Genomic DNA, 22,051 nt, shown 5'->3' on the forward strand with positions numbered 1-22,051 from the left:
CAATATACGTGTCACTGATATGGTAGTAAGCAATGCCACCATATCCGCCGTAACGGATATGACTCTCTGATAGCAGATTATTTTCATACAGATTCCATTGCGTACCGTCTGCCGCCGCGCGTTTTGTGTCACCCCAATAACGTGGCAGTTGAAATTGATTGTACGCATTAATTGTCGTACAGATAGCGGCTTCCAGTTTCTCCGTAGTGACTTGGCGTTGATTGACGAACGACACTTGACGCGCACTGACATCGGCAATGTTTTTGGCAATTTGCGTCGGCCCCAATCCGGTGCCATAGGCGAACACCGTCAGAATCTTGCGCCGGTCTTCCTCCTGCAACTTACCTTGGTGGCCACTCAACGGGCCAAAATGCTTGCCCCACCCAATCCATTTCATGGTATCGGCAAGCACATCCAGCAACGAAAGGCCCATGCCATCGAGTATGCGCCTTAATGCGTCATCCAACTGCTTGAATCCAGGTGGTGTCTCTTTTTTCTCTTGCCGACACAGCTTCGGCCTGCCATCAACGATCTTGAAATAAGGATTGTCCTGATAGGTCTTATCAGCCTGCTGTGCCGCCTCTGTCAGCAGGATGCGAATATGCTTGATAAATGCCGCACTCTCGACGGGTAAACCTACTTTCTCGCCATAATCCGCGCGTGTACGTTCGCATTCCTCCATCGGCACCAGTTCGTTCCGGTGGTCTGAATACGCATCGCTGTCGATCACGCAAAGGTCGCCCGATTTCAGTTCCCTAACCATTTGCAAACAGACGCATGCCTCGAACTGGCGGCGGTTGATTCGGGTCGGAACGGCATCGCGTTTGACCTCGCCCGTCACCAACTTCCACCATTTTTCGGGAATCCAGACCAGATCGTCGGTTGTCAATGCTATCTTGCCTTTGCTCTTGAATGCTAGCCACTCGCTTTGCTTTTGGCAGTTCTCCAACATAAAAGCCAATGACCGTTCAAAACTGGCATCCTGACTGGTGGACTCTAGTTTTAATTTGTTCAATATCCGTAGCATCTCCGCCCGCCGTGGCTTAAAGAACTTCCAGACAAAACGGAACTCGTTCTTCCCACCGTATTCCGCATGCAAGCGCGAGAATTCGCACAAATCAGGGCGAGCCGTCACCGCTTGGCGAACCCCTTTCAATTGTTCGTCAGCAGATTGGGTGGAGTTTAAGAGCGTTTCCAGCATTGCAAACCGGCGCAAAATCTCATCGGTCTTTTCTTGGTTGTCCTCCAGATATTTTTCAAGGGCTTCTTCGGCGCGGTGTAACGCTTTCTTCATCTGCCTGCAAAAAATATTGCAGAGATCATCGATCACTATTGCCAGACGTTGTCGAATCAAGGCCAAGGCAACGGCGTAGCGTTTGGCGGCAGCCATATCCACCATGCTGGCGGCATCGAGACTGTTGCCTTCCAGCGCCCATTGTTTGATTTTGACGACCGGTATGGTTTTTAACAGATCTGCGTGGCAAGCTAACTTGATCAGTCGGTCATAGCGTTCGATCAAATCGCGCATGCCGTCTATCGTCGGTTTGGCGGCATCTTGCTTAATATCGTTCCAAGGACTCACGCGGCGCGGATCATCACCCACGACGAAGAGCTTGTCGAGAAAAGTCCGGCCAGCATCTCCAAGTGCATCGTGAATTTGCGTGTGCAGCGCCTGATTCGTTGCAATCCGCTCGACGCGAGCTTCTCGCAGCATGGTATCGAATGCCGGCAACTCGTAACGATGACGCACCAAGGTTTCGATACCGATATTGATAATATCAATGACATCTTCCTTGGTCAGCGCCGCTTCGGCAAAAGTGTGTCGCATCAGCGCCTTGCCATCGTCGCTGAAGGGTTTGACCGCCAAAAACTCCCGCACTGCCGACAAGTGTTTGCGTCTGGCCTGGGAGACATCGTACTGCCGCAAATTCTCCCGATCATAGGGTTCGCCCATGCTGGAGGAGACATGTTCGGCAATGGCATTCGGTACTTGCTCGGAGGTTACAAAATAGCCCAGCCGTTGATAGGTTTTTAATAGTAGGGCAAATCCTAATCGCGTGGTGTTTGAGCGAGTGGCGCTATCGCAACATGCCAGCTCGACATCAGTCACCGTGTAGAAACGTTCCAATTCCGATTGGGCAAGCCGGCTTTTGAATCGGGGATAGGCGGTATCGCTGGGTTGCAATTTTAAAAACCGAAAAGTGATCGAGCACAAGAAAAACGTCCGTTTATCTTGTACGCTAAAAATCGCCCAAACCAGGCAGTAAAACCACAAGAAAACCCATTGAGAAAATCAACGCAACATTGTACCCTCATCCTTATCTTTTTTTGTACTGTAAAGTATTGCAAATATGTTAGTCGGTTATGTCCGTGTTTCAAAAAATGATGGTAGCCAGACACTAGCCCCACAGCATGACGCTTTGGCCGATGCTGGTGTTGAGCCAAGTCGGATTTACGAAGACTTGGCATCAGGTCGTAAGGATGACAGGCCGGGATTGAATGCTTGCCTCAAGGCCCTCCAACCGGGCAATACCCTGGTGGTATGGAAACTGGACAGGCTTGGCCGGGATTTAAAACATTTAGTAACTACGGTTGATGATCTTCGCAACCGTAACATTGGGTTAAAAGTTTTGGCCGGTGCAGGGGCACAAATCGACACAACCACTTCCAACGGGAGATTATTCTTTGGAATTTTTGCGGCCTTGGCGGAATTCGAGCGGGAACTGATTGCCGAACGCACCCATGCCGGACTTGCGGCGGCAAGGGCAAGAGGCCGCAAAGGCGGACGACCACGCAAGATGGATCGGGCTACGTTGATGATGGCGATGTCCGCTATGTCAGACCAAAAATCGAATGCGATAGATGTTGCCAAACGACTTGGGATCACGACCACGACGCTTTATGCCTATGTCAACGGTGACGGATCGGTGAAGGTGGCAGGGCAAGCCGTTCTTAACCAAGACAGCGATGAGCTGAAAAACCCTCCCAAAAAATAAGCCAATGGGTACTGTGAAAAAGTAATAAGCACTCTGAAAGGAGTTTTTAAATTCTTTACCGAAAAAACATCACATAACTCGCTTGCAAAGTAATCATCAAACCATCGAGCAATGCGATGAAGGCGAAACCCTTTTTCGTAGCGCGCGGAGAAATCCATTGCGCAAGAAATGGCCCCAGCCGTCCGCCCCAGAGTACGCCGAGCATGGTGAATGCCGCCATATCCCAGGGTACGCCGCCGTAATAGAAGGCATGAATAGACGCCAGCAGCAGGGAATTTAACGACAGCAACACCACGCCCAGTCCGATCGCCCGGTTAGCGTTAAGGCCGTAGGCGAGCATGCAAAAGGCGGCGATGATTTCGCCCTCGCCAATTGCAACCCAACCGGTAATCATGCCGCCTATAAAAGAAACCAAAATAATGGGGAGGCTGGCGCTTGCCGGAAGCTCAATCAATCCGCCTTTTCGATCCAGCGTGATCAGCGTCAGCAAGCCCGTTATGAACGCAATGGGGCCAAACAGCCCTTTGACCAGCATCGGCTGCGGGTGGATCAAGAATGTGGACATCATCGTCCCGATAATAAGCGCAGGCACGGTCCATTTCAAAAGCGGTAACGGCACTTCGCCGCGCCGCAGCCAACCGGATGCGCCGCTGGTCATGCCGACGGCTTGCGTGACGAACGCGAGTTTCAAGGCGCTGACGGGATCTACTTGGTAAGCGAACATCAGCACAGGGATAAAAACAATGCCGCCCCCAATCGCGGTAGCGTTGCCGATGAATGCACCAAACACACCGACGATGACCAGCGGCCAATTACTGGCGGCAAGCCCGATTGGGTCTGGAAATACAGTCACGTAACCGGCAATCCAGATCAGGGTGAATACAAAAAGCCAAGGCGTAAGATACGCAAAGCTTTTTGCCGATGAACGGTTTTCTGGCTTAACCACAGGGGCGGAATAACGGGAGAACTGCTGTTTTTGATAGCTTCTCATAAGCGGGACTCGTTAAGTATTTTGATTATTTTTTATTTGTTGCAGTCGGATGATGAGCGCATTAAAAACAGTTTTTGAGCAATGAGCTAATTCGGAGCTTTTCTGCTTGAGAAATTCCCACATTAATTGATTAATACTGGGCTTGTTTTCAGAAGCACAAACCGCTTCAGTGCTTGAATAGGTCGAAACGCAATAAGGTACTAAATAGGTCAGGGTAATTTTGATGAATTCCTTTATCGATAATCCATTGCTGAGTATTACATCACCGTGATTGATCAACATCAGAATTGAACCAACGACCAGTGCAACCTTGAGCGCGCGGGTCAGAATATTTGTTTGCAAGGCGATTTTAAGCCATTCATTTATCATACTGTGTCATCCTTACCCAGTTAATGTGTGATAAACACATCAAGAGTGGGTGTTTAATAGTTAAAATCTGATTGTTAAGATTTGTGTGTTTATAGAGTGATTGCGGATGATTAGATGACAGCCTGCCAAAGCAGCCGTATCCCGACCGCGAACAAGAACAGCGCAAATATCCTTTTTAGGTTCTCGGTTGGCAACTTATGTGCGAGTTGCGCCCCCATTGGGGCGAATACCCGGCTACTGGTTACGATACAGAGAAACGCCGGCACATAGAGATAACCCAGGCTCCAGCCAGGAAGACCGGCGTTGCCCCAGCCCAGGATGATGTAGCCGAGAGAACCGACGATAGCGATGGATAATCCACAGGCGCTGGAAACGGCCACGGCTTGGCGCAAGGGAAACTGACGCTTGACCAGGAAAGGGACGATGATGACCCCGATGCCGGCACCCAGGAGGGTACAAAGTACGCCGGTAATGCTGCCTGCACCGACAAGGTTTCGGTCGCCAGGCGGCTGGTCAGGATCGAGCGCTGGCGAGTAGGGTTTGATCATCTGAAAAGCTACCCATAACGGAAAGAAGGCGAACAGCGTTTTAAAAAGATCGGTCGGCAGGCTGTCCGCGACAACTGAACCCAACAGAGAACCAACCAAGACACTTGGCACCAGTTGCTTCACGACCGGCCAGTCAACCGCACCGAGAAGATGGTAAGACTGAAGGGAGGCGGCTGAGGTGATAATGATGGTGGCTAGTGAAGTCGCCACGGCCATCAGCATGACCAAGTCCGGCGCAATCCCCTGAGCCGAAAAAAGCCATACCAGGAACGGGACAATGATAATGCCACCGCCGATGCCGAACAGTCCGGAAAGCAGGCCCGCAACGCTTCCCAAAAGCAGATAGTAAATACTTGGCAAGCCGACCATCGCCAGCGTGATTGTCGCAGTAACCCAGAACAGTGTCTTATACAGACGCTCGCTTTTAGGCTCTGGGCCAGTCTCGCCAGATTCGTCGGTCTGAACGGATGACTGATAAAGCTTGCTATGGGCAAATACGAGACAATTAACCGCTGTGAAATTAAAGATCGGGCTCAGGAAGTGCAACACCGACAGGTGGCTGATGGCTGCGCTGCCAAAACCGGCCGCCATCAACGCCAATGGTGTCGTGTTATAAAGGGAAGCCCAATCGCGACCGTGGTATCGCCAGAGATCAACGAGTCCGACTCCGAATTTCACTTGTAACATGGTGTTTTCCTTATAAAAAAGCAGTCGATAAGGTCATTTCTAATGGGAAACAAACTAATCGACAGCCAAGTTATACCCCCTAAAAGCACGATTGAAATAATAAATGCCGTACTTAAGAACAGAGTCAAGCAGAAAACTAAAAAAGCTGCGTTTTTATGATATTGGGCAACAGGGCCTATTTTTCGTCGGATGAAGACTCCAGGTGTTTTCTTTTTTCATCCAGTTGTTTTCGTTTTTCTTCTTTTTCTCCTTCATCCAAAAGCCCAAAATCTTCTTCAAAAAGATTAAAACGAAAGCCTATAAACTTAAGTACGACAAAGGCAATGAGAAAGCCAATAACCGGATAAAAGAATAATTGCGTACCCCAAGGTATGTCGTGCGGGTCTTTCAGGTCAATGCGTAAAATTTTAGTAAAAACAAAAAACATAAAATCTGTCATTTTATTCCACCTAAAATAGGTTATGAACAACAGTCGCTGATTAAGGTTTAGCCCATGTTGAATTAATCAATATGAATGGCTAAATGCATCGCTCAGTCAGAATCCCCAGTGAGATATAAACGCATTTGTTGCCGAATAAAAAGAGCCGATTGTTTTTCCTTTTCAGGAAAAACAATCGGCCGGCCACTATGAAGAAATTCAAAGCTCGGTTGAGATCATAAATGACGTACCTTAGAACAGAGTCAAGCGGAAAATTAACAAAAAGGGTCTATTAAACCGAGTCCGAACAGCTGTTTGCAATACATTGGTTTAACTCCATCGAAATATCTTGCCGGCTATTTTGTCTGGCGATTATTTCAATCCGGCTGTTTGCTGAAGGTTTACACGGAACGATAGTCATGACCCCGTCAGCTACATTAAAAATGAACCAACCTTTATCAGTCGCAAAAACCGCTTTTATTCTTTCCGCCTCCAGTTGGTTTAATAATCGCGTGATGCGTACATAATCAAAGCGACTGTATTCCGGAAATGCAGTGCCAAAACTCCGGTAACCGTCCGCCGCATTTTGCAGCGGCGAATTCGCTAACGCGCTCTTACGGGACATTCGCCCATTATCCTCATCAATTTGGATCGATCCGGCTTGATGGGCGTTGGGAAAAGAGGCTTGCCTTTCCGGATTTCTTGTTACGTCCAGCCAAGCAACATCCAGTTGTCCTTGAACGGTTTGAGCAACTACCGCTTTACGGGGACGGCTGCCATCGGCCCAGCGCTCGAACAACTGAGTCGCTGCCTTGTCGGCTAAATCCATTTTATTGGCGGCCAGCACATCGGATAAGGCGATTTGATCGACAAAGTTTTCATGCGACATGTAGCGGCTATCGCTTAGCTTTCTCGGGTCAACCAGACAAATACTGGCGCGCACATCCAGCACGGTCCGAAAATACCCGCCGGCAAGCATGTCCAGCACCCGCTTTGGATGGCCTAAGCCTGTCGGTTCAATAAGCAAACGATCCGGTTTGACTTCCGTTAGCAAACGATTAACGGCAACCTGAAAAGGCAGCCCCACCGCGCAGCACAGACAACCTCCGGCCACTTCCCTGACACTTGCGCCCGAAGCCGCGAAGATGGCGCCGTCAATGCCGACTTGTCCAAACTCGTTGACCAAGACCGCCCATTTTTCGTCAGCCGGTTTTTGTTTAAGCAGATTAAGAATGGCCGTGGTTTTACCAACGCCGAGAAACCCCATGACCATATTGGTTGGAATATTGGCAAACTTTCGGAACATTTGGACTTAATCCATAGAGGTATAAAGCTGTAGTGTAGAAACGCTCTACAGTTTGATTTTATTAAACGCCAACAGTGCCGCCGTTAACGACATCAGGAATATCGCCGAAAAAGCCATGACAGCGGTTACCGTATCTGCTGAAAGCAAACTACCCAAAGCTGTCCCGGAAAACAGCATGACCCAAAAAGCAATATGACAAGGGCAGGCAAGCAGTGCTAAAGACGCAAAACACCAACCGGCTAAACGCCTTCTCGGTGACAGGGGGTGGTCGGAATCGTGTTGTGCTAAAGAAATTGCACAAGGCTTGCTATCGCACTCGGATAAGTGGCCTATTTTTGAATTTGTTTTCATTACTCCTTCTTTCTTTGTTTCAATTCATTTACCACAACAGCCCATATTTTCACCAAAAACACCGGCATAATCTGTTTGCCACGCTAACCGCGCAATGAAATAGTGCGGATCTTTATTGAAGACATCCAGACAATGAGGGCAGCGACAAAATGCAACCGGTTTGCCGTTAAAATCCATTATCACGGTGGCATTAACCGGTTTTTCCGCCAAACAAACAGGACACACTGTCAAACCGGCTGTTTCGGTCAAACATGATTCAGGGTCGGTTATGAATAACTCCAGACACCCCTTGCAACAAAACCAGTATTGCTTCCCCGCATGGTTATGTTGAACAGCTTTTTGATTAGTGATACCTAATCTGACTAATGAACATCCACAAGCCGGGCAAATGGGGGTTTCCATCGTTTGTTACCGGTCTTCCGTCTTGCACTCGTCATCCGCACAAACCGGACTGTTGCGTCCGATCATAAAATCCCAGACATTGGCGGCGATAAAAAGCGCAAGCCCTATATAGACCAGACTAACGGCGACCGGCAATATTCCCGTCACGGTAAACCCTAAGCCGAGGGTACTGACCAATGCGCCGATGCCGCCAATCCAGAACGCGAGCATCGCTTCCTCCGAGAGTGCTGCATGTTTCCTCGCGGAACGATAAAGCGTCCATACATTTAAAGCGACGAACCCTATAAACATCGGCAACAAAAAAGCATCGTTTATCAGAAAGCCAAGCCCGACGGCAGCCACGGCGCTGAGCACCACAGTGACGCCAAGACAGCAGGCCGCAGCAACTACGGCACCGAACAAACCGCCATATTGACTTAATTTTTCATTCATTTTAATGCTCCACAATATTTTGCTTAAAGCGAGACCACAAAATGTTGCTTCAGGCTTTGTTCAAAACAATTTAATCGATCTCGACACGTTTCAATATATTGAGTCAATTCAGCCAGACTTGTTTCCGTAGCGTCATCGTCCCTGTTATCACGGGCGGCCAATAAACGGTCGATCTGCTCTAATGGAACATCTACATTGCGAGCCATTCGAATAAACCGCAACCGTTCGATCACCGGCTCGTAAAACAAGAACATTCCCCCGGCTGTTCTGACGCTAACCTGAATCAAGCCACAATCGATATAGGTTCTAATGCAATGAACGCTGATACCGGTTTGCTGAGCCAGGGTTGAGAGCCTGATCAGCTTGTCGTCACACGACAAGCACTTATCATTAGCCCGCACAGCAAGAAAGCTCTTTCACATCCTTGCTGAAGGTTTGCGCGCACAGTTTGAGGCCTTCCACCATCGTCAAATACGGGAACAATTGCCCGGCCAAGTCTTCTATCGTCATCCGGTTATGGATGGCCAGCACCGCCGCCTGGATCATCTCGCCCGCTTCCGGCGCCAGGATTTGCGCGCCGATTAAACGGCGGCTGCCTTGTTCCATGACCAGTTTGACAAAGCCTCGGGTTTCAAAGTTAGCCAAGGCACGCGGCACATTCTCCAACGGCAACAGGCGGCTGTCGGTTTCGATGTTCTTTAGGTGCGCTTCAGCTTCGGTCAAGCCTACGGTAGCCATTTGCGGTTCGGTAAACATCACTGACGGCATCGCCGCCAGATCGATGGCAGCATCACCTCCGGTCATATTGATGGCGGCGCGGGTTCCGGCCGCTGCCGCGACATAGACGAACTGCGGCTGGTCGGTGCAATCGCCGGCAGCATAGATATGTTCGACAGCGGTGCGCATGTGATCGTCAATGCTTATCGTGCCATCCTTATTGACTTTAACCCCCGCTTTTTCCAGACTTAAGCCTTCCGTATTAGGCGGCCTACCGGTGGCAATCAGTAATTGGTCTCCAGAAAGAATTTGGCCTGACCGGGTTTTCAGGGTAAATTTTCCAGAACCGAACAGACTCTTTTTATAGCTCACGGCTTCAGCCTGAGTATTGGTTAGAATAGTCATGCCTTCGTCTTCCATGACGGCTTGCAATACTGACCCTATTGCAGGGTCTTCCCGATACATGAGCGTATGACGAGCCAGCAACGTTACTTTCGACCCCAGCCGTAAAAAGGCTTGCGCCAATTCCAGAGCGACTATCCCTGAACCAATGATGATTAAATGTTCCGGCAGTTGTTCCGCCACCAAGGCTTCGGTGGATGTCCAGTAAGGCGTGCCCGCCAATCCCGGAATGGGCGGTATGCCCGGAGACGATCCGGTGGCGATCAGAAAGCGGTCTGCGGTGATTTCGGTGAATTCGCCGTGTTCCCGATCGACAATGAGCGTATTGGCGTTTTTAAACCGTGCCTGTCCTTTGATCAGATTAATCTCCGGATGGGTTGCCAGAATATTTTCATATTTGGCCGCTCTGAGTTCATCGACTCTGGCTTGTTGCTGGGCAACCAGTTGCTTGCGGTTTATCGTTGGCTGCTGTTTTCTAATGCCGGGAAACGCATGATTTTTTTGTAAGTGGGCGATATGCGCCGCACGAATCATGATTTTGGAAGGGACACAACCGATATTCACGCAAGTGCCGCCAATGATCGGATTGCGTTCAATCATCGTCACGTTGGCGCCCTTTTCCACCGCTTTCAGGGCGCAGGCGAAAGCGCCCGAACCACTGCCGATGATCGCCACATGCAGCGGCTTGCCATTGTTGGCAGCCGTCGTTTTTTTATCGGCTCCGGGCGTTTTGTCGCCGATCTCTTTAACCTGATAACCTTTTTGCGCAATTTGCTCAAGCAGTGATTCAAGAGAAGTTTCACCGGTAACCGTCAGCATAGCACTGCCTTCCGGGTAAGAAACTTTAATTTCAACGCCATCAAGCGCATTGAGTTTTTTCTCGATACCATCAGCACAGCTTGGACAGGTCATGCCGTCAATTTTCAGTTTTTTGGTCCACATCAGGATTTCCTTTTCTAGCACAGCACAAGAAGCCTTTTATATCAAAAAGATAGCATAGAAACGCAAGTAAAAACGGCCATAACAGAAAGCCCACTAGCTTAAATACAGTTTCAATATCCATAATGGTCTTCGATTTAACAACAACGTGTTGAAACTGAACATTCATCTGATTCGGCCTTTTTGTTATCAACCTCTTTAACCTGATAACCTTTTTGTACAATGTGTTCAAGCAGTGATTCAAGACGGGTTTCACCGGTAACCGCCAGGATGCCGATACCTTCCGGGTACGAAACTTTAATCTCAACACCCTCAAGCGCATTGAGTTTTTTCTCGATACCATCAGCACAGCTTGGACAGGTCATACCGCCAATTTTTAATTTTGTAGTCCACATAATGATTCCTTGAATTACTTTGGCTGATGAACAGTCGCCGGGTAACCGGCATTAGTAGTCGCTTTAATCAAAGCTTCTATGCTGGTTTTTTGCGGATCAAACGTGACATCTGCCATTTTAGTATCCCCATCGACATTTACCTTTTGTACACCATCGACACCCTGCAAAGCCTTTTTAATGGTGATTTTACACATCGCACAGGTCATGTTCTGCATAGCTAATGTGACGGATTGGCTGCTTTGCTTTTGCACAGAAACAGTTGCCTCGGCATGGGCTGTCTGCATTAATAAAGATGCGGCCAACAAGCTCAACGTTAAACATACGGTTTTAATAGTCATCATTATTCTCCTTAATCCATAAAAAACGGGGCATACCAGGGAAATGTCAACAGCAGCAAGATCAACGCCGAGCCAATCCAGAAGATCATCCGTTGCTTGTGCTTGACTTCGGGTAATGCACAGGCCTCGCCCTCTTCACAGCTATCCGGTATCAAATAGAGTTTGCGATACCCCAAACCAATAAAAATCAGGGTTACAATAATAAAATAAGGCCTGACCGTTTCCATTGAAGTGAAGGCGCTCATCCAAGCGCCGCCAATCCCTAAGGAAATAAGCAGCAAAGGGCCGACACAGCAGACCGATGCGCCAATGGCCGCTAACACGGCGCCAATGCCTAGCCAGGATGGGTCTTCTGTGGGTGGTGTTTCATGTTCTGTAGTCATAAGCATTTTCCTAAATAAAAACCAAGCGTCTGATAACCTGCATCCAGCGAGGGCATAAGATGAATGCGGAGAATGTCAGATTTTGAAAGTTCGGATAAGAGTCTAAACCCTGTACTACAGAACAGAGTCAAGCGGAATTTACATTATTTTTGTGGGTGTAGAGACGCAATGTTTTGCGTCTCTACGTTATTCGAAAGCGCATCGATGAGGGAACAATGTTCTGCAGAAGAATCACTCTGGCAGCGTTTCACCAGCGCATCCAATACACTGCGAAGCGCCGTTAAATCCTGTATTTGTGCATCGATTTGCCGACATTTCTGTTCGGCAATTTTTCTCACATCGGCGCAATGGTCGTCATCAAGCGATAACAGCTGGGCAATTTCTTTTAAGGTAAAACCCGCTTGTTGAGCACGTTTGATAAACCGGATTCTGGTGATGGCATGGGCTGGATAGTGCCGAAAACCGGTACCGGGTTTACCGGGTTCATCCAGCATACCGATGCGCTGGTAATAACGGATGGTTTCAACAGTGACTTCGGCTTGTTTGGCTAGATTGCCAATCGTAAGTTTCATCTTTGCACCAGCATGTGTGTTTCAGAAAGCGACTAATGATGTGATGCGCGGTTGATGGGTCCGATGCAAAACGCACTGCCTGATTTGCATCCAGCATAGCGGTTCACAAGCCACATCAAGAGCGGGAACGTATCGAATATAGTCTATATGAATGTCTTCTTTTCAGCCAATTGTGCATAGTTACGAAGGTATAGTGAAGAAATGGGTTTTGTCTTGAACGATTTCAGCATGAAACTTTATGACTTATGCACAGGGACACTTAATCCAGTGTCTCTGATTTGATGTTACTCATTTACGAAGGAATCCTTACGGTCACCCATTTAGGCCGTTTCCACATCCACGCCCTCCTTCGTTGATGGTTTGCTTATTTCGCTGTGAACCTTTCGCCTGCACATACGGTAGACCAGCCGGGACATATTGCAAGGGAAGGCTACGCCCGAAATCCTCACCCGTTCGCACTCGCCATGCGAGTTTGCGCTGCGGCTTCCGGTTTCGCCCTTGCAATATGCCTATCCGTCCGGTCCTCGTGACGTGCAACTACGGCGAAAGGCACTCAGCGAAGCAATGTTATCAACACTAAAGGAGGACACCGATATGGTTCACAAACTACAAAATCAAAAGCCGGCTCAAGCATCTTGCAACGCAATGTGTGAGGCGGAGCATAGAAACTAGATAAGGGCGTCTCTATATTTGGTGACAACTATCTAACCTGGTCCTGCTGGATCTGTCGCCAAGTCGCCCAACACTTGAAAGGAGTATCCCATGCAATACCTTGATGATCTGATCGTGGCATTAGCGACGTACATTCTACGGGGTGTTCTCGCGGCCGGCACTGGGGCTGTTTATGTACAGTTTTTGGCGCTGTTGTTTTTAGCTTCCATGGTTGGCACTGTGTCTTTCTCGGTGTTGCTGGTGGCGGCGTTTAATGTCTTATCTGGAGCGTAACGTAACGTATGAATCAGAAAAACAAACATATTACAGAATTGATGGAGCTGGCCGGCCAGGCTAAACCGTTGATCGAGGCGTTAGCGTCGGAAATGACGGTCATTACAACGCGCATGGCCGCCCTGGAAGCGCTGGGGTTGATTTATGCCTCTGAATACTGGCGGAAGGATAGCGACGGTCAGCCAAAGTATTTCTATTTACTGTACCCGCTTAGGCAAGGCGAGCCAAGGCGACGCGATTATATTGGTTGCGATCCAACTCGGATAGAGGCGGCTAGACAAGGCCTTACGAGGGCTAAAGAGTATGACGCGCTGGCGGTTGAGCTTGATTGTCTTGAAGGTCGGGCGCGTAGCGGGTTGTTCGGTATGAAAGACGCCTTGCGGCATCTTTCTAATAAAAATTACCGACAATAATGAATAATGCTTGTAGTAATGTAATAATAATAGTAATATTACTACTACAATTATTATTTGGTACCACACACCGCAAGGCGGTCTTCCAGGGGAATTAAAATGGCCTTAAATCGGGGTTTGAAGTCCAACGGTACGAAAACGTACGTTAGCGTCTAGCTTAATTCTATTTTCAGCAAAGACCACTAAGGAAGGATGATATTATTTTTTGATGACTGGTTTAGCGGCCTGAGTTGCCCCATCATGATTTGCTCTGCCAGTGTAAATGAGTAGTGCCCTAGCACATTGATATGTCCATGCAGCAAAGGCGATAGCCTTTTTTCATCTTCTTCTCTAATTTCTTGTGGCTGTTGCCGCAAATGATCCAGCGCTGCTTGCATATATAGGGTGTTCCATAATACGACGGCATTGGTTACCAATCCAAGCGCTCCCAGTTGATCTTCCTGCCCTTCGCGGTAGCGCTTGCGAATTTCTCCCCGTTGTCCATGGCAAATGACGCGAGCAACCGCATGCCGTCCTTCCCCCCGGTTTAGCTGTGTTAATATCCGCCGGCGGTAATCTTCATCGTCAATATAATTCAGCAGATACAAAGTCTTGTTGATGCGCCCCGCGTCGATGATGGCTTTAGTCAGACTGGATGGCCGATCACTTTTCAAAAGTGAACGGATAAGCTCTGATGCCTGTATGGTCCCCAGTTTAAGCGACCCGGCTATCCTCAGCATATCATCCCAGTGCTGTTCTATCCGGCGAGTATTGACAGAACCTCTGGCCAGATCATTGAGCACGCCATAATCCGCATGTTTATCGATTCGCCAAAAAACCGCTTCACCGGCATCGGCCAAGCGCGGTGAAAATTGATAGCCAAGCAGCCAGAATAATCCAAACACTAAATCACTGGCTCCAGCGGTATCCGTCATAATTTCCGTTGGATTCAAGCCGGTCTGTTGCTCTAACAGTCCTTCCAAAACAAAGATAGAATCTCTCAATGTCCCAGGAACGACGATGCCGTGGAACCCTGAAAATTGATCCGATAAAAAGTTATACCAAGTAATGCCCTTAGGGAAGTATTTCCTATTTGGCCCGGCATTAATCGTACGCACAGGCGTCACCAATCGCATTCCGTCGGCAGAAGCCACTTCACCACCACCCCATTTTTTAGCCAAAGCGAGGGTTGATTGATGATCGACCAATCGGGCATTGGCCCGAACAAGCGTTTCTGCCCGCAGGTAGTTTTGCTTAACCCAATTCAGGCGATGGCGAGTCAGCGCCGGAATGTGGTGCTTGATTAAGGGTTCCAGTCCAATATTACAGGCTTCGGCCATGAGTACCGCACAAATACTGACCGATAAATCATTGGCACGAGCATTGGCTTCGCTTACATGCGTAAATTCATCGGCAAAGCCAGTATGAGTATGGATTTCCAATAGTAACTCGGTAAGATCCACTTTTGGCAATAATCCGGTCACCTGCTCATTGAGCCGAATGAGGCTGGGCGGCTCATCCAGTTTATCCAGGTTGGTGATGGTTAAAGCCGGTTGCTTGCCGGAATTGTCAATCTTGACGGCTGCATTATCTGCAAAGTTGGCGGCAACTTGTTTATAAGTGGCATCCAGTTGCTGTGTTAAGTTAGTAATTGCCTCATCGGGTTGTACCGGCTGTCCAATCGAGCGACAAACCTGGATTCGGTTTGCTTGCCAATTAGCACCTTGCAGCAATTTTGCCCTGGGATCGCCCCAACGATCACTATTTTCAACATAGATATCGCGCCTTCGCAAGGCATCTTGTAATTTGTCGAGAAAACACAGTGTGTATCCCCGTTTAGTGACTCGCCCGTCTTTATCAAAAATCAATCGCTTCCACGGAGCGGAAATAATATTCATGGGCGGCTTATCCAAAGTATGTTTGCGTGATGTACCAGAAGCGGCAAGATAATTGAATGCAGAAAGCGTCGTTTCCCCGGCGGGCGCGGCCTTGAAAGTAATGTCATTGAGTAGTCGCGGTAAAAACCGGCAAACCCGACCATACTGCTCAATCAACTCATCATGAAATTTATCGTCATAGGGGCGGGCCAAATCCTGAACGATGGCAATCGATTCGGCTAATCTCTCTTTAGTGATCTGGGTAAAAATGACATCGCGTAACTGGCCGTCTTGTGTTTCTTCATTCAAAATCAGTGTACAGACATCCGCTAATGTCAGCGCAGATTTATCCAAATCTTTCAGTGTCCGTAACCGATTTTTCTGACCCATTCTTTTGGCATTACCCGCAATCTCGGTTATGAGTTGATCGAGTACATCCAAGGCATCATCCAGGGCAATGGTTTCAAAGGCCTTCACAAAAGCCACCAGGATTGCCGTACGCTTGTCCTCTGGCATTCTGGCTATTTTAGGTACCGTGATAACACCCGCATGGCGGGCGAGGTTCTTCAATCGAACCGGTGGTATATGGGAAAAATCGATTTCTTGCATACCCAACGCCTTTAATTCAAGATAGCGTTCAACGGATGCATTAAAGGCTGGCCCGCTGATGGTTACCGGGCCTTTCTGATAACGATCAAAAGCCGATGATCGTGTGCCTTCTGGCACTTTGAGTAAAGTTTCCAGTTTGGCTTTTTGCTCAAGTGTTGGTAAAACCGCTAATCGCCGCCACAATCGGTTAACCGCTCTTTCCCTGATTTCGGAAATCAGCCGTGATAAAGTCGTAGCACCAGGTAGCAGCACCTTGTTTTGATTCAGCCAGGCAGTAGCAAAGTCGAACATTAAGCCGGGTCTTTCGTTGCTGATCCAGGCACGGGTATAAAGTAACCGGCTAAGACGGAATGCCCAAGGTGGTTCGGTAAATTCGCGGTAGCCATATTGTTCGCGGATAAGCGCGGTGTGTTCGCGTTTAGTGGTATCCCTTTGGGCGTAATCCGCCAAAATAGCCACATCTCCAATCGAAAGCTGTCCGGCCACAAAGGCTTGGACGTTGGCTGGCACCAACGTTAGATCGGAAAGGAAGCATCCTAAAAACCTGACGGAAGTTAATTGCAGCGCAAAGCCAAGTCTATTTTGATCGCCACGGCGATTTAAAATGAATGTCAGGTCTGCTTCGTCAAGGTGAAAGTACCTTGCCAGTTGGATTTCATCTGGATCACCGGCAAATTGACCGTACTGAGCCTTCTGTTCTGCGGTTAAAAAATCGACGGCCATCCATTTGCTCCAGACCAGAGGTAAAATCGAATTAAATATAAAGCTGTAGGTGTCTACAATATTATAAGATTGTGGACAGGGTAATTCATATGAAATAAACTGTCTATAAAATCGTTTTTCACATACTTAATAGACAATCCGTCCATTAATCGACTTAGGAGACAGTTTTAAGCGATGCGACTCTTTGGTTATGCCCGTGTATCCACGAGCCAACAATCCCTTGATGGCCAGGTCAAGGCGCTTAAGGAAGCGGGGGTCAAAACCAACCGCATCTTCACTGACAAGGTTTCCGGTAGCCACGTCAATCGGGACGGCTTGCATTCGTTGCGGGTCAAGGTCGAAGAAGGTGACGTGATCCTGGTAAAAAAACTGGATCGCCTGGGACGGGATACGGCAGACATGATCGCCTTGATCAAGGAATTCGACAGTATCGGCGTCGCCATCCGGTTTTTAGATGACAGCATCAGCACCGAAGGCACTATGGGCAAAATGGTTGTCACCATCCTGTCGGCTGTCGCCCAAGCGGAACGCCAACGTATCCTTGAACGTGGCTATTTTTGCCCATCCCCTCGAAAAGGTAAAAATTAGCAATAGCTAATGTTAAAGGTCGCTACCTTCTTCCACAGACTTACGCCAGAAATCAGGATCGTTATATCGTGCCGCCAACGCATCGATGTCAACCTTGGCGTTTTCTTCCGTAAATTCAAACTTACCGATCAGATTCACATTTTGCCAGGCGACGGGCGACGTGCCTTTGATGATCTCGATAGCATCCTGGTCGCCGGTCGCCAGTTTTTGCTCATACACCCGCGACAAGATTAGCGTGTTGTAGTGGATGATGGCGTTGGCAATAAGCCGGGAACAATCGTTCCAGATTTGCTGCTCCGCTTCGGTTTTTACCCGGAATTTGCCGGCATTGACATAGGAAATGGCTCGTCGCATGCGATGATACGCCTCGCCGCGATTAAGCGCCTTTTGGATGCGCTGCCTGAGTATCGGGTCATCGATGAAATCAAGGATATGAAGTGACCGATAAATATTGTCCAATTCCCATAGCGCCTTCTTGGTCTGGTTCTGCCGCTTATAACTGGCGAGCTTACGCACGATGGTTGCTTGAGTCACATCTTTTTGTGCAAGCGAAGCCAGAATGCGCTGGATATTCGGCCACTCCTTGCATATTAAGGTATCAAAGACCTTACGCGATGGCTTAAACAAGGCATCGCCATAACGGCTTGGGTGCTGGAACCCAACCAGGCTATCGATCTTTTTATGCAGGTCACGATAACGTGGCGAAAATTGGTAGCCGAAGACGCGCAAGATAAAGAAATTCACTTGATTGGTGCCATGCGTGTCCGTCGAATGCCTTTCCGGCTTGATCTCCGTTGTATTGTTGTACAGGATGTCGAACACGAAATGTGATTCGTGTTCGTGCGCACCGATAATTTTGGCATTAATCGGGACATGATTCATGGCCAAGGTAATGGAGTTTACGCCTTTCTTTAGCGCGAAAAACTTGCTGGAGTGTCGGGCATTGATCGTGTCGATCTGCGTGACTATATGCTGGCCGTCACTGCTAGAATGCTTCTGGTGGTGGATGTCGTACGCTTGGAAAACGGGTAACGCAGCCGTAGCGTTGGAAATGACGTCATTCGCTGCATGCAGCGTTTCCGCCCGCAGGAAATTGCGCGCCGTCGTCAGCAACGCAGAATGACTAAGCCCTGAGACTTCCGCCATTTTCCATAAACCCATATTGGTACCCATGGCAACGATACAGGCCAGGATCAGTTTCGGATCGGCATCTTGTTTAACGTAGCGTTCCAAAACGTGGGCAAATGATTTCAAGAATCCTGTTCTTTCAGCGACAAACCAAAGCAGGTCGGCCACGCCGATACTTGGCAATTGAGCATAGAAAGGACTGTTGGTTGGCTCTTCCTCGGAGGGATAAACCAACGTCCAGCGAAGCTTGTCCCCGCTACCGGTGATTTTGATATGTTTATTGTCGCCGCTTTCAATGCGCTGGTTCACTGATTTGTACTTGGCTTCCAGTTCCCGCTTGAGCGCGGCTAACGTATCCTGGATTGGTGTCAACAGAATCGGTGCGCCGATTTCTTGCAATATCGCGTCTCTATCCTTATTCCAGCGCTCGGTGTTGATCAGGTCGTCATCAAAGCTGCGAAATTCATTACTGTCCCGAACAAATACGTCACAGGCTTCAAGCGCCTTCCGTAGCTCGCGGTATACCAGGAACTCATAGCGATCAACCTCCAGGGTTTTCTTTTTTTGTTCTTCCGTCCGGGTATATAAATACCGTTGCAAATTCTTTGCGATGATTCCGGTCGGGAAGTTGGCCGGGTTCATTTGTCGTGGTGTCTTGCCCTGGCGCAGCAGCTCCTGTAGAAACAAAATGGATTCCAACAGTGGTTCATCCGACACCAGGCAGACGAAATCGAGGTTGCAGAACAAATGTCGTAAATTGAGCTTGAATTTGTGACGTAGCGTGCCGTAATACGACCATTCAAAAGCGGTTTTATCGAATTCGATGTTACGCATAAAACCGGATACGACTGGAAAGCTCTCAATGTTGAGTAGCTCGAAAGCCTTTTCCTTGATGGCCGCAAACGGTGTTTCGTCAGGGATGGAATTGTCGATGAACAGTTCCAGAACTTGGCCTGCCGCCTGTAGATTCGCGCCAGCCTCGTTGATGGCTTGCTGCATGGCCTCGTCGGCGGCAAGTTTGGCTTGTTTCTCGTATTGGCCAATGAGACAAATCAGGGCTTCGATCAAATTATCGTTGATTTGCCGAAAGCGATGAAAGGCGAAGCACAGCAAATACAGGCGTGTCGTGGGTTCCGCCATGCGCCGCAGCTTGTAGACGGAGTAGAACGGAACCAATGATGCATAGTATTTTATACTCTCATTGGACAGGCCGGCAGTACCCAGAAAGCTTTGCCCGAATTCATACAGCGGCTGAAAAAATTTGCGGCGGTCAACCTCCTGGCGTAACTCGCGGTAACTGAAATCCTTAGGCTCGTGTTTGAGTAGGCTGATGCGATACATGCCTTCCTCGGACTCAAGCAAGGCTTCGAGCTGCTTGTCGACATCCGGCGTCATGGCTTTTTTCAGTAAGTCCGTAATCCGCCGACGTTCACCAGTCACTACTCGGCTCACCATGTCCTGTAGATAAGTGTAGCCAGGAGCAATTAGGCGTTGGTTAGTAAGGTATTGTAAGGTTTCGCGTAGGATGTAAATCGGCTGTGTCGACAGCATGGCGACGCGCTGCGCTTTCTGTTCCAGTGCCGCCTTGGCTGTGCTGTCACATAGGCGGGAGTCGAATAACTGGAGGATAAGCTGCTGTTGTTCGAGCCGGGTCGGCTTGGAAAGGGTTTTGATCTTATCTAATGCCTGATCAGGGAAATACCGCTGGAGAATATAGTGTAGATCGTCGAGCACGGCCTCCCGCCCGTAAACAAAGAACTGTTGCTTGGCCTTGAAATACCCGATTTGAAGGATTAAATGGACGGCCGATGAGCGGGTATGAATGGCATCGACGGCTTTCTGTTCAACCGCGCTTAAATCGAAGAAGAGACAACGGTCATCGTCGCTGAAACAAGGCAACCCGTAAAGATCATCGATTTCACTTTTCGTCAGGATAGACAGGCGACGCGAATTGACACTCATGCGGCACCGCTTTTCGGCGAGTGCAGAAAGTACACTTTTTGCACTCTGCGTTCACTCATCCTTTCCAATTTCAATTCCTTTCATTTTGAGTGCAGAAACCTTTGCCAAAATCATAATGCATTTAACTGTGCAATGTGTTAACTTTTTGCACTATGCAAACCAATACTACCTCTACCACTACGCCATTCCATCGAGTCGGTTATGCCCGAGTCAGCAGTATCGGCCAAAATCTGGATTCTCAAATTGATGCGCTGCAAAAAGCGGGGTGCCGCAAAATATTTTCCGACAAGATGACCGGTTCGCATATGGATCGTCCCGGCTGGGATCAGCTTTTAGAATATGCTCGCCCAGGCGATACCTTGGTCGTCAGCGAATTAAGCCGAATGACGCGCTCTTTGATGGATTTACTGACAACGGCAAAGGTGCTGGAACAGCGGCAAATTAACTTAGTGTCACTGCGTGAAAATATCGACACCACCACGGCTACTGGCCGTTGTTTCTTGTCAATGATGGGCGCTATTCACCAAATGGAGAGGGAGCTACGCTCTGAGCGGGCGGCAGCAGGACGCTCATCCGCTAAAGCGCGTGGCAAAACGGGTGGAAGACCTAAAACTGACCCTGCAAAATTGGAGAATGCCAGAATATTATACGAAAACTCAGACAAAACCGCCGCCGAGGTTTGTGAGATTGCCGGAGTTGGGAGAAGGAAATTCTTTTCCCACATCGCAGCAAAACGAAATGATTCTGGTAAAACTTAAAACATCAAATGAGCTACATAACTTGGTTTACAGAACATGGAAATAAACATAAAGCTATAGTTGAAAAATTACAAGCTAAAGGTTTAAGTAAAGAAAATATTGTCGATTATTTTGACTTCGATAATATGGTGAAATCTGAATCTGACTTTTGCGAACTTTACGCTGACAGGAAAAAATGCCACGATGTGGAGAATCTAAACTGTTATCTTTGTGCATGTCCATTATTTCGATTCAATTCTAATGGCATAGAAAAAATCGACGATAAAACTGCTTTCAGTTACTGTGAAGTAAACTCAAAATTTGGGCATCAGGGTGTTTTTAGAGATGAAATTCATCAAGACTGTTCACAGTGTACCGTTCCTCATAGCAAAAAATATGTTTTGAGGAATTACGACAATTGGTTTTCGGTCATGGCAAGCTGTGATGTATCAATTATTACTAATTGACGGGCTAAGGGAAATAAGTATGAATCTTCTGGAAAAGTCAGACGAAGAAATTTTCAATGAGATAACCCCCATCATGGATAATATGATGGAAGGTTCCACTGAAATTAATCATGCTAAGCATACTCGTGACTTTACAGATAGGATGAAAGCCATTGTCACCCCGGAAAATCTTCAAATCATGTGTAAGGACTACCAGGCAAGGTGGGGTTTATTTGGTAAGCGAGAGTTTGTCGCCCTGTTTAGACGTAAGCATTCGATAGCAGTGGTCTGGAAACAATATTGCTCCAATTCGACAGATGAGCATGTTGCCGAGGCGGTGTTCGTCGAACATGATAATCGTTTGCTGATAGATCATGCTATGGTCTATTAAATTTATA

At 48.2% G+C, this 22,051-nt stretch carries 22 protein-coding genes and 1 pseudogene; 7 read left to right on the forward strand and 16 right to left on the reverse strand.

The window, feature by feature from the left end; translation table 11 throughout:
• Positions 1–2,185: Tn3 family transposase (locus tag A1359_RS14160; RefSeq protein WP_157200558.1), on the reverse strand; the 2,185-nt coding region annotated here is incomplete at its 3' end.
• Positions 2,186–2,351: 166 nt separating this feature from the next.
• Here A1359_RS14160 and A1359_RS14165 point away from each other — a divergent pair.
• Entirely contained in the window at positions 2,352–2,996 is a 645-nt protein-coding gene (locus A1359_RS14165; protein WP_066984252.1) for a recombinase family protein, read from the forward strand.
• Between the two features lie 55 nt (positions 2,997–3,051).
• Here the strand turns inward: A1359_RS14165 and A1359_RS14170 are convergent, their stop codons facing one another.
• The 13 genes and pseudogenes from A1359_RS14170 to A1359_RS14230 form a co-directional block, all read right to left on the reverse strand.
• Complete coding sequence (locus A1359_RS14170) at positions 3,052–3,987, reverse strand: sulfite exporter TauE/SafE family protein (RefSeq protein ID WP_066984256.1); 936 nt, start codon at positions 3,985–3,987, stop codon at positions 3,052–3,054.
• A gap of 12 nt (positions 3,988–3,999) precedes the next feature.
• Positions 4,000–4,356, reverse strand: coding sequence for a nitrate/nitrite transporter NrtS (gene nrtS, locus A1359_RS22850; protein ID WP_066984259.1), 357 nt, complete (start codon positions 4,354–4,356; stop codon positions 4,000–4,002).
• Positions 4,357–4,466: 110 nt separating this feature from the next.
• Complete coding sequence (locus A1359_RS14180; protein ID WP_083960647.1) at positions 4,467–5,591, reverse strand: sulfite exporter TauE/SafE family protein; 1,125 nt, start codon at positions 5,589–5,591, stop codon at positions 4,467–4,469.
• Positions 5,592–5,766: 175 nt separating this feature from the next.
• Entirely contained in the window at positions 5,767–6,030 is a 264-nt protein-coding gene (locus A1359_RS14185) for a hypothetical protein (RefSeq protein WP_066984262.1), read from the reverse strand.
• Positions 6,031–6,301: 271 nt separating this feature from the next.
• On the reverse strand, positions 6,302–7,315 hold the full coding sequence (locus A1359_RS14190; protein ID WP_066984265.1) for a CobW family GTP-binding protein: 1,014 nt from the start codon (positions 7,313–7,315) through the stop codon (positions 6,302–6,304).
• A 45-nt stretch (positions 7,316–7,360) separates the two neighbouring features.
• On the reverse strand, positions 7,361–7,666 hold the full coding sequence (locus A1359_RS21985; RefSeq protein ID WP_083960648.1) for a hypothetical protein: 306 nt from the start codon (positions 7,664–7,666) through the stop codon (positions 7,361–7,363).
• Positions 7,667–7,690: 24 nt separating this feature from the next.
• Positions 7,691–8,068, reverse strand: coding sequence for an eL24 family ribosomal protein (locus A1359_RS14195; RefSeq protein ID WP_066984268.1), 378 nt, complete (start codon positions 8,066–8,068; stop codon positions 7,691–7,693).
• A 6-nt stretch (positions 8,069–8,074) separates the two neighbouring features.
• Positions 8,075–8,500, reverse strand: a complete 426-nt coding sequence (locus A1359_RS14200) for a MerC domain-containing protein (RefSeq protein ID WP_066984271.1) — start codon at positions 8,498–8,500, stop codon at positions 8,075–8,077.
• Between the two features lie 23 nt (positions 8,501–8,523).
• A complete protein-coding gene (locus A1359_RS21990) occupies positions 8,524–8,880 on the reverse strand; it encodes a MerR family transcriptional regulator (protein WP_198159367.1) in 357 nt (118 codons plus the stop codon).
• A 10-nt stretch (positions 8,881–8,890) separates the two neighbouring features.
• The gene (gene merA / locus A1359_RS14210) at positions 8,891–10,561 is read right to left on the reverse strand and encodes a mercury(II) reductase (RefSeq protein ID WP_066984277.1); all 1,671 of its coding nucleotides are present in this window, start codon (positions 10,559–10,561) and stop codon (positions 8,891–8,893) included.
• A 134-nt stretch (positions 10,562–10,695) separates the two neighbouring features.
• On the reverse strand, positions 10,696–10,953 hold the full coding sequence (locus A1359_RS14215) for a heavy-metal-associated domain-containing protein (protein ID WP_066984280.1): 258 nt from the start codon (positions 10,951–10,953) through the stop codon (positions 10,696–10,698).
• A 14-nt stretch (positions 10,954–10,967) separates the two neighbouring features.
• Positions 10,968–11,674 (reverse strand): annotated as a pseudogene (locus A1359_RS23670) (mercuric transporter MerT family protein).
• A gap of 143 nt (positions 11,675–11,817) precedes the next feature.
• A complete protein-coding gene (locus A1359_RS14230) occupies positions 11,818–12,246 on the reverse strand; it encodes a MerR family transcriptional regulator (RefSeq protein WP_066984286.1) in 429 nt (142 codons plus the stop codon).
• 762 nt (positions 12,247–13,008) lie between these two features.
• On the opposite strand from A1359_RS14230, the gene A1359_RS14235 reads away from it, so the two are divergent.
• Both A1359_RS14235 and A1359_RS14240 read left to right on the forward strand, forming a co-directional pair.
• Positions 13,009–13,191 carry a hypothetical protein gene (locus A1359_RS14235; protein ID WP_066984289.1) on the forward strand — a complete coding sequence of 61 codons (183 nt, stop codon included), beginning with the start codon at positions 13,009–13,011 and terminating at the stop codon, positions 13,189–13,191.
• 8 nt (positions 13,192–13,199) lie between these two features.
• Positions 13,200–13,604: a hypothetical protein gene (locus A1359_RS14240; protein WP_066984292.1), complete on the forward strand. Its 405-nt coding sequence runs from the start codon at positions 13,200–13,202 to the stop codon at positions 13,602–13,604.
• Positions 13,605–13,786: 182 nt separating this feature from the next.
• On the opposite strand, the gene A1359_RS14245 is transcribed toward A1359_RS14240, so the two are convergent.
• Positions 13,787–16,792, reverse strand: a complete 3,006-nt coding sequence (locus A1359_RS14245) for a Tn3 family transposase (protein WP_066984295.1) — start codon at positions 16,790–16,792, stop codon at positions 13,787–13,789.
• Between the two features lie 174 nt (positions 16,793–16,966).
• On the opposite strand from A1359_RS14245, the gene A1359_RS14250 reads away from it, so the two are divergent.
• Positions 16,967–17,380 (forward strand): recombinase family protein, encoded by a 414-nt coding sequence (locus tag A1359_RS14250; protein ID WP_066984297.1) that lies wholly within the window; start codon positions 16,967–16,969, stop codon positions 17,378–17,380.
• Positions 17,381–17,392: 12 nt separating this feature from the next.
• On the opposite strand, the gene A1359_RS14255 is transcribed toward A1359_RS14250, so the two are convergent.
• Positions 17,393–20,470 carry a Tn3 family transposase gene (locus A1359_RS14255; RefSeq protein WP_066984300.1) on the reverse strand — a complete coding sequence of 1,026 codons (3,078 nt, stop codon included), beginning with the start codon at positions 20,468–20,470 and terminating at the stop codon, positions 17,393–17,395.
• Positions 20,471–20,622: 152 nt separating this feature from the next.
• On the opposite strand from A1359_RS14255, the gene A1359_RS14260 reads away from it, so the two are divergent.
• From A1359_RS14260 to A1359_RS14270, 3 genes are read left to right on the forward strand one after another with little or no spacing between them, the layout of a single operon-like run.
• Positions 20,623–21,228 carry a recombinase family protein gene (locus A1359_RS14260; RefSeq protein WP_066984303.1) on the forward strand — a complete coding sequence of 202 codons (606 nt, stop codon included), beginning with the start codon at positions 20,623–20,625 and terminating at the stop codon, positions 21,226–21,228.
• 8 nt (positions 21,229–21,236) lie between these two features.
• Positions 21,237–21,674 carry a hypothetical protein gene (locus A1359_RS14265; protein ID WP_066984307.1) on the forward strand — a complete coding sequence of 146 codons (438 nt, stop codon included), beginning with the start codon at positions 21,237–21,239 and terminating at the stop codon, positions 21,672–21,674.
• A 19-nt stretch (positions 21,675–21,693) separates the two neighbouring features.
• Positions 21,694–22,044 carry a hypothetical protein gene (locus A1359_RS14270; protein ID WP_066984342.1) on the forward strand — a complete coding sequence of 117 codons (351 nt, stop codon included), beginning with the start codon at positions 21,694–21,696 and terminating at the stop codon, positions 22,042–22,044.
• The last annotated feature ends 7 nt before the right edge of the window (positions 22,045–22,051 follow it).

It is taken from the genome of Methylomonas lenta (assembly GCF_001644015.1).
Classification (GTDB): Bacteria; Pseudomonadota; Gammaproteobacteria; order Methylococcales; family Methylomonadaceae; genus Methylomonas; species Methylomonas lenta.

What these genes read in the sequence shown, in the direction of transcription:
- A1359_RS14165 (WP_066984252.1), top strand. Translation starts at nt 2,352, where the DNA reads ATGTTAGTCGGTTATGTCCGTGTTTCAAAAAATGATGGTAGCCAGACA.
- A1359_RS14170 (WP_066984256.1), bottom strand. Translation starts at nt 3,987, where the DNA reads ATGAGAAGCTATCAAAAACAGCAGTTCTCCCGTTATTCCGCCCCTGTG.
- nrtS (WP_066984259.1), bottom strand. Translation starts at nt 4,356, where the DNA reads ATGATAAATGAATGGCTTAAAATCGCCTTGCAAACAAATATTCTGACC.
- A1359_RS14180 (WP_083960647.1), bottom strand. Translation starts at nt 5,591, where the DNA reads ATGTTACAAGTGAAATTCGGAGTCGGACTCGTTGATCTCTGGCGATAC.
- A1359_RS14185 (WP_066984262.1), bottom strand. Translation starts at nt 6,030, where the DNA reads ATGACAGATTTTATGTTTTTTGTTTTTACTAAAATTTTACGCATTGAC.
- A1359_RS14190 (WP_066984265.1), bottom strand. Translation starts at nt 7,315, where the DNA reads ATGTTCCGAAAGTTTGCCAATATTCCAACCAATATGGTCATGGGGTTT.
- A1359_RS21985 (WP_083960648.1), bottom strand. Translation starts at nt 7,666, where the DNA reads ATGAAAACAAATTCAAAAATAGGCCACTTATCCGAGTGCGATAGCAAG.
- A1359_RS14195 (WP_066984268.1), bottom strand. Translation starts at nt 8,068, where the DNA reads ATGGAAACCCCCATTTGCCCGGCTTGTGGATGTTCATTAGTCAGATTA.
- A1359_RS14200 (WP_066984271.1), bottom strand. Translation starts at nt 8,500, where the DNA reads ATGAATGAAAAATTAAGTCAATATGGCGGTTTGTTCGGTGCCGTAGTT.
- merA (WP_066984277.1), bottom strand. Translation starts at nt 10,561, where the DNA reads ATGTGGACCAAAAAACTGAAAATTGACGGCATGACCTGTCCAAGCTGT.
- A1359_RS14215 (WP_066984280.1), bottom strand. Translation starts at nt 10,953, where the DNA reads ATGTGGACTACAAAATTAAAAATTGGCGGTATGACCTGTCCAAGCTGT.
- A1359_RS14230 (WP_066984286.1), bottom strand. Translation starts at nt 12,246, where the DNA reads ATGAAACTTACGATTGGCAATCTAGCCAAACAAGCCGAAGTCACTGTT.
- A1359_RS14235 (WP_066984289.1), top strand. Translation starts at nt 13,009, where the DNA reads ATGCAATACCTTGATGATCTGATCGTGGCATTAGCGACGTACATTCTA.
- A1359_RS14240 (WP_066984292.1), top strand. Translation starts at nt 13,200, where the DNA reads ATGAATCAGAAAAACAAACATATTACAGAATTGATGGAGCTGGCCGGC.
- A1359_RS14245 (WP_066984295.1), bottom strand. Translation starts at nt 16,792, where the DNA reads ATGGCCGTCGATTTTTTAACCGCAGAACAGAAGGCTCAGTACGGTCAA.
- A1359_RS14250 (WP_066984297.1), top strand. Translation starts at nt 16,967, where the DNA reads ATGCGACTCTTTGGTTATGCCCGTGTATCCACGAGCCAACAATCCCTT.
- A1359_RS14255 (WP_066984300.1), bottom strand. Translation starts at nt 20,470, where the DNA reads ATGAGTGTCAATTCGCGTCGCCTGTCTATCCTGACGAAAAGTGAAATC.
- A1359_RS14260 (WP_066984303.1), top strand. Translation starts at nt 20,623, where the DNA reads ATGCAAACCAATACTACCTCTACCACTACGCCATTCCATCGAGTCGGT.
- A1359_RS14265 (WP_066984307.1), top strand. Translation starts at nt 21,237, where the DNA reads ATGAGCTACATAACTTGGTTTACAGAACATGGAAATAAACATAAAGCT.
- A1359_RS14270 (WP_066984342.1), top strand. Translation starts at nt 21,694, where the DNA reads ATGAATCTTCTGGAAAAGTCAGACGAAGAAATTTTCAATGAGATAACC.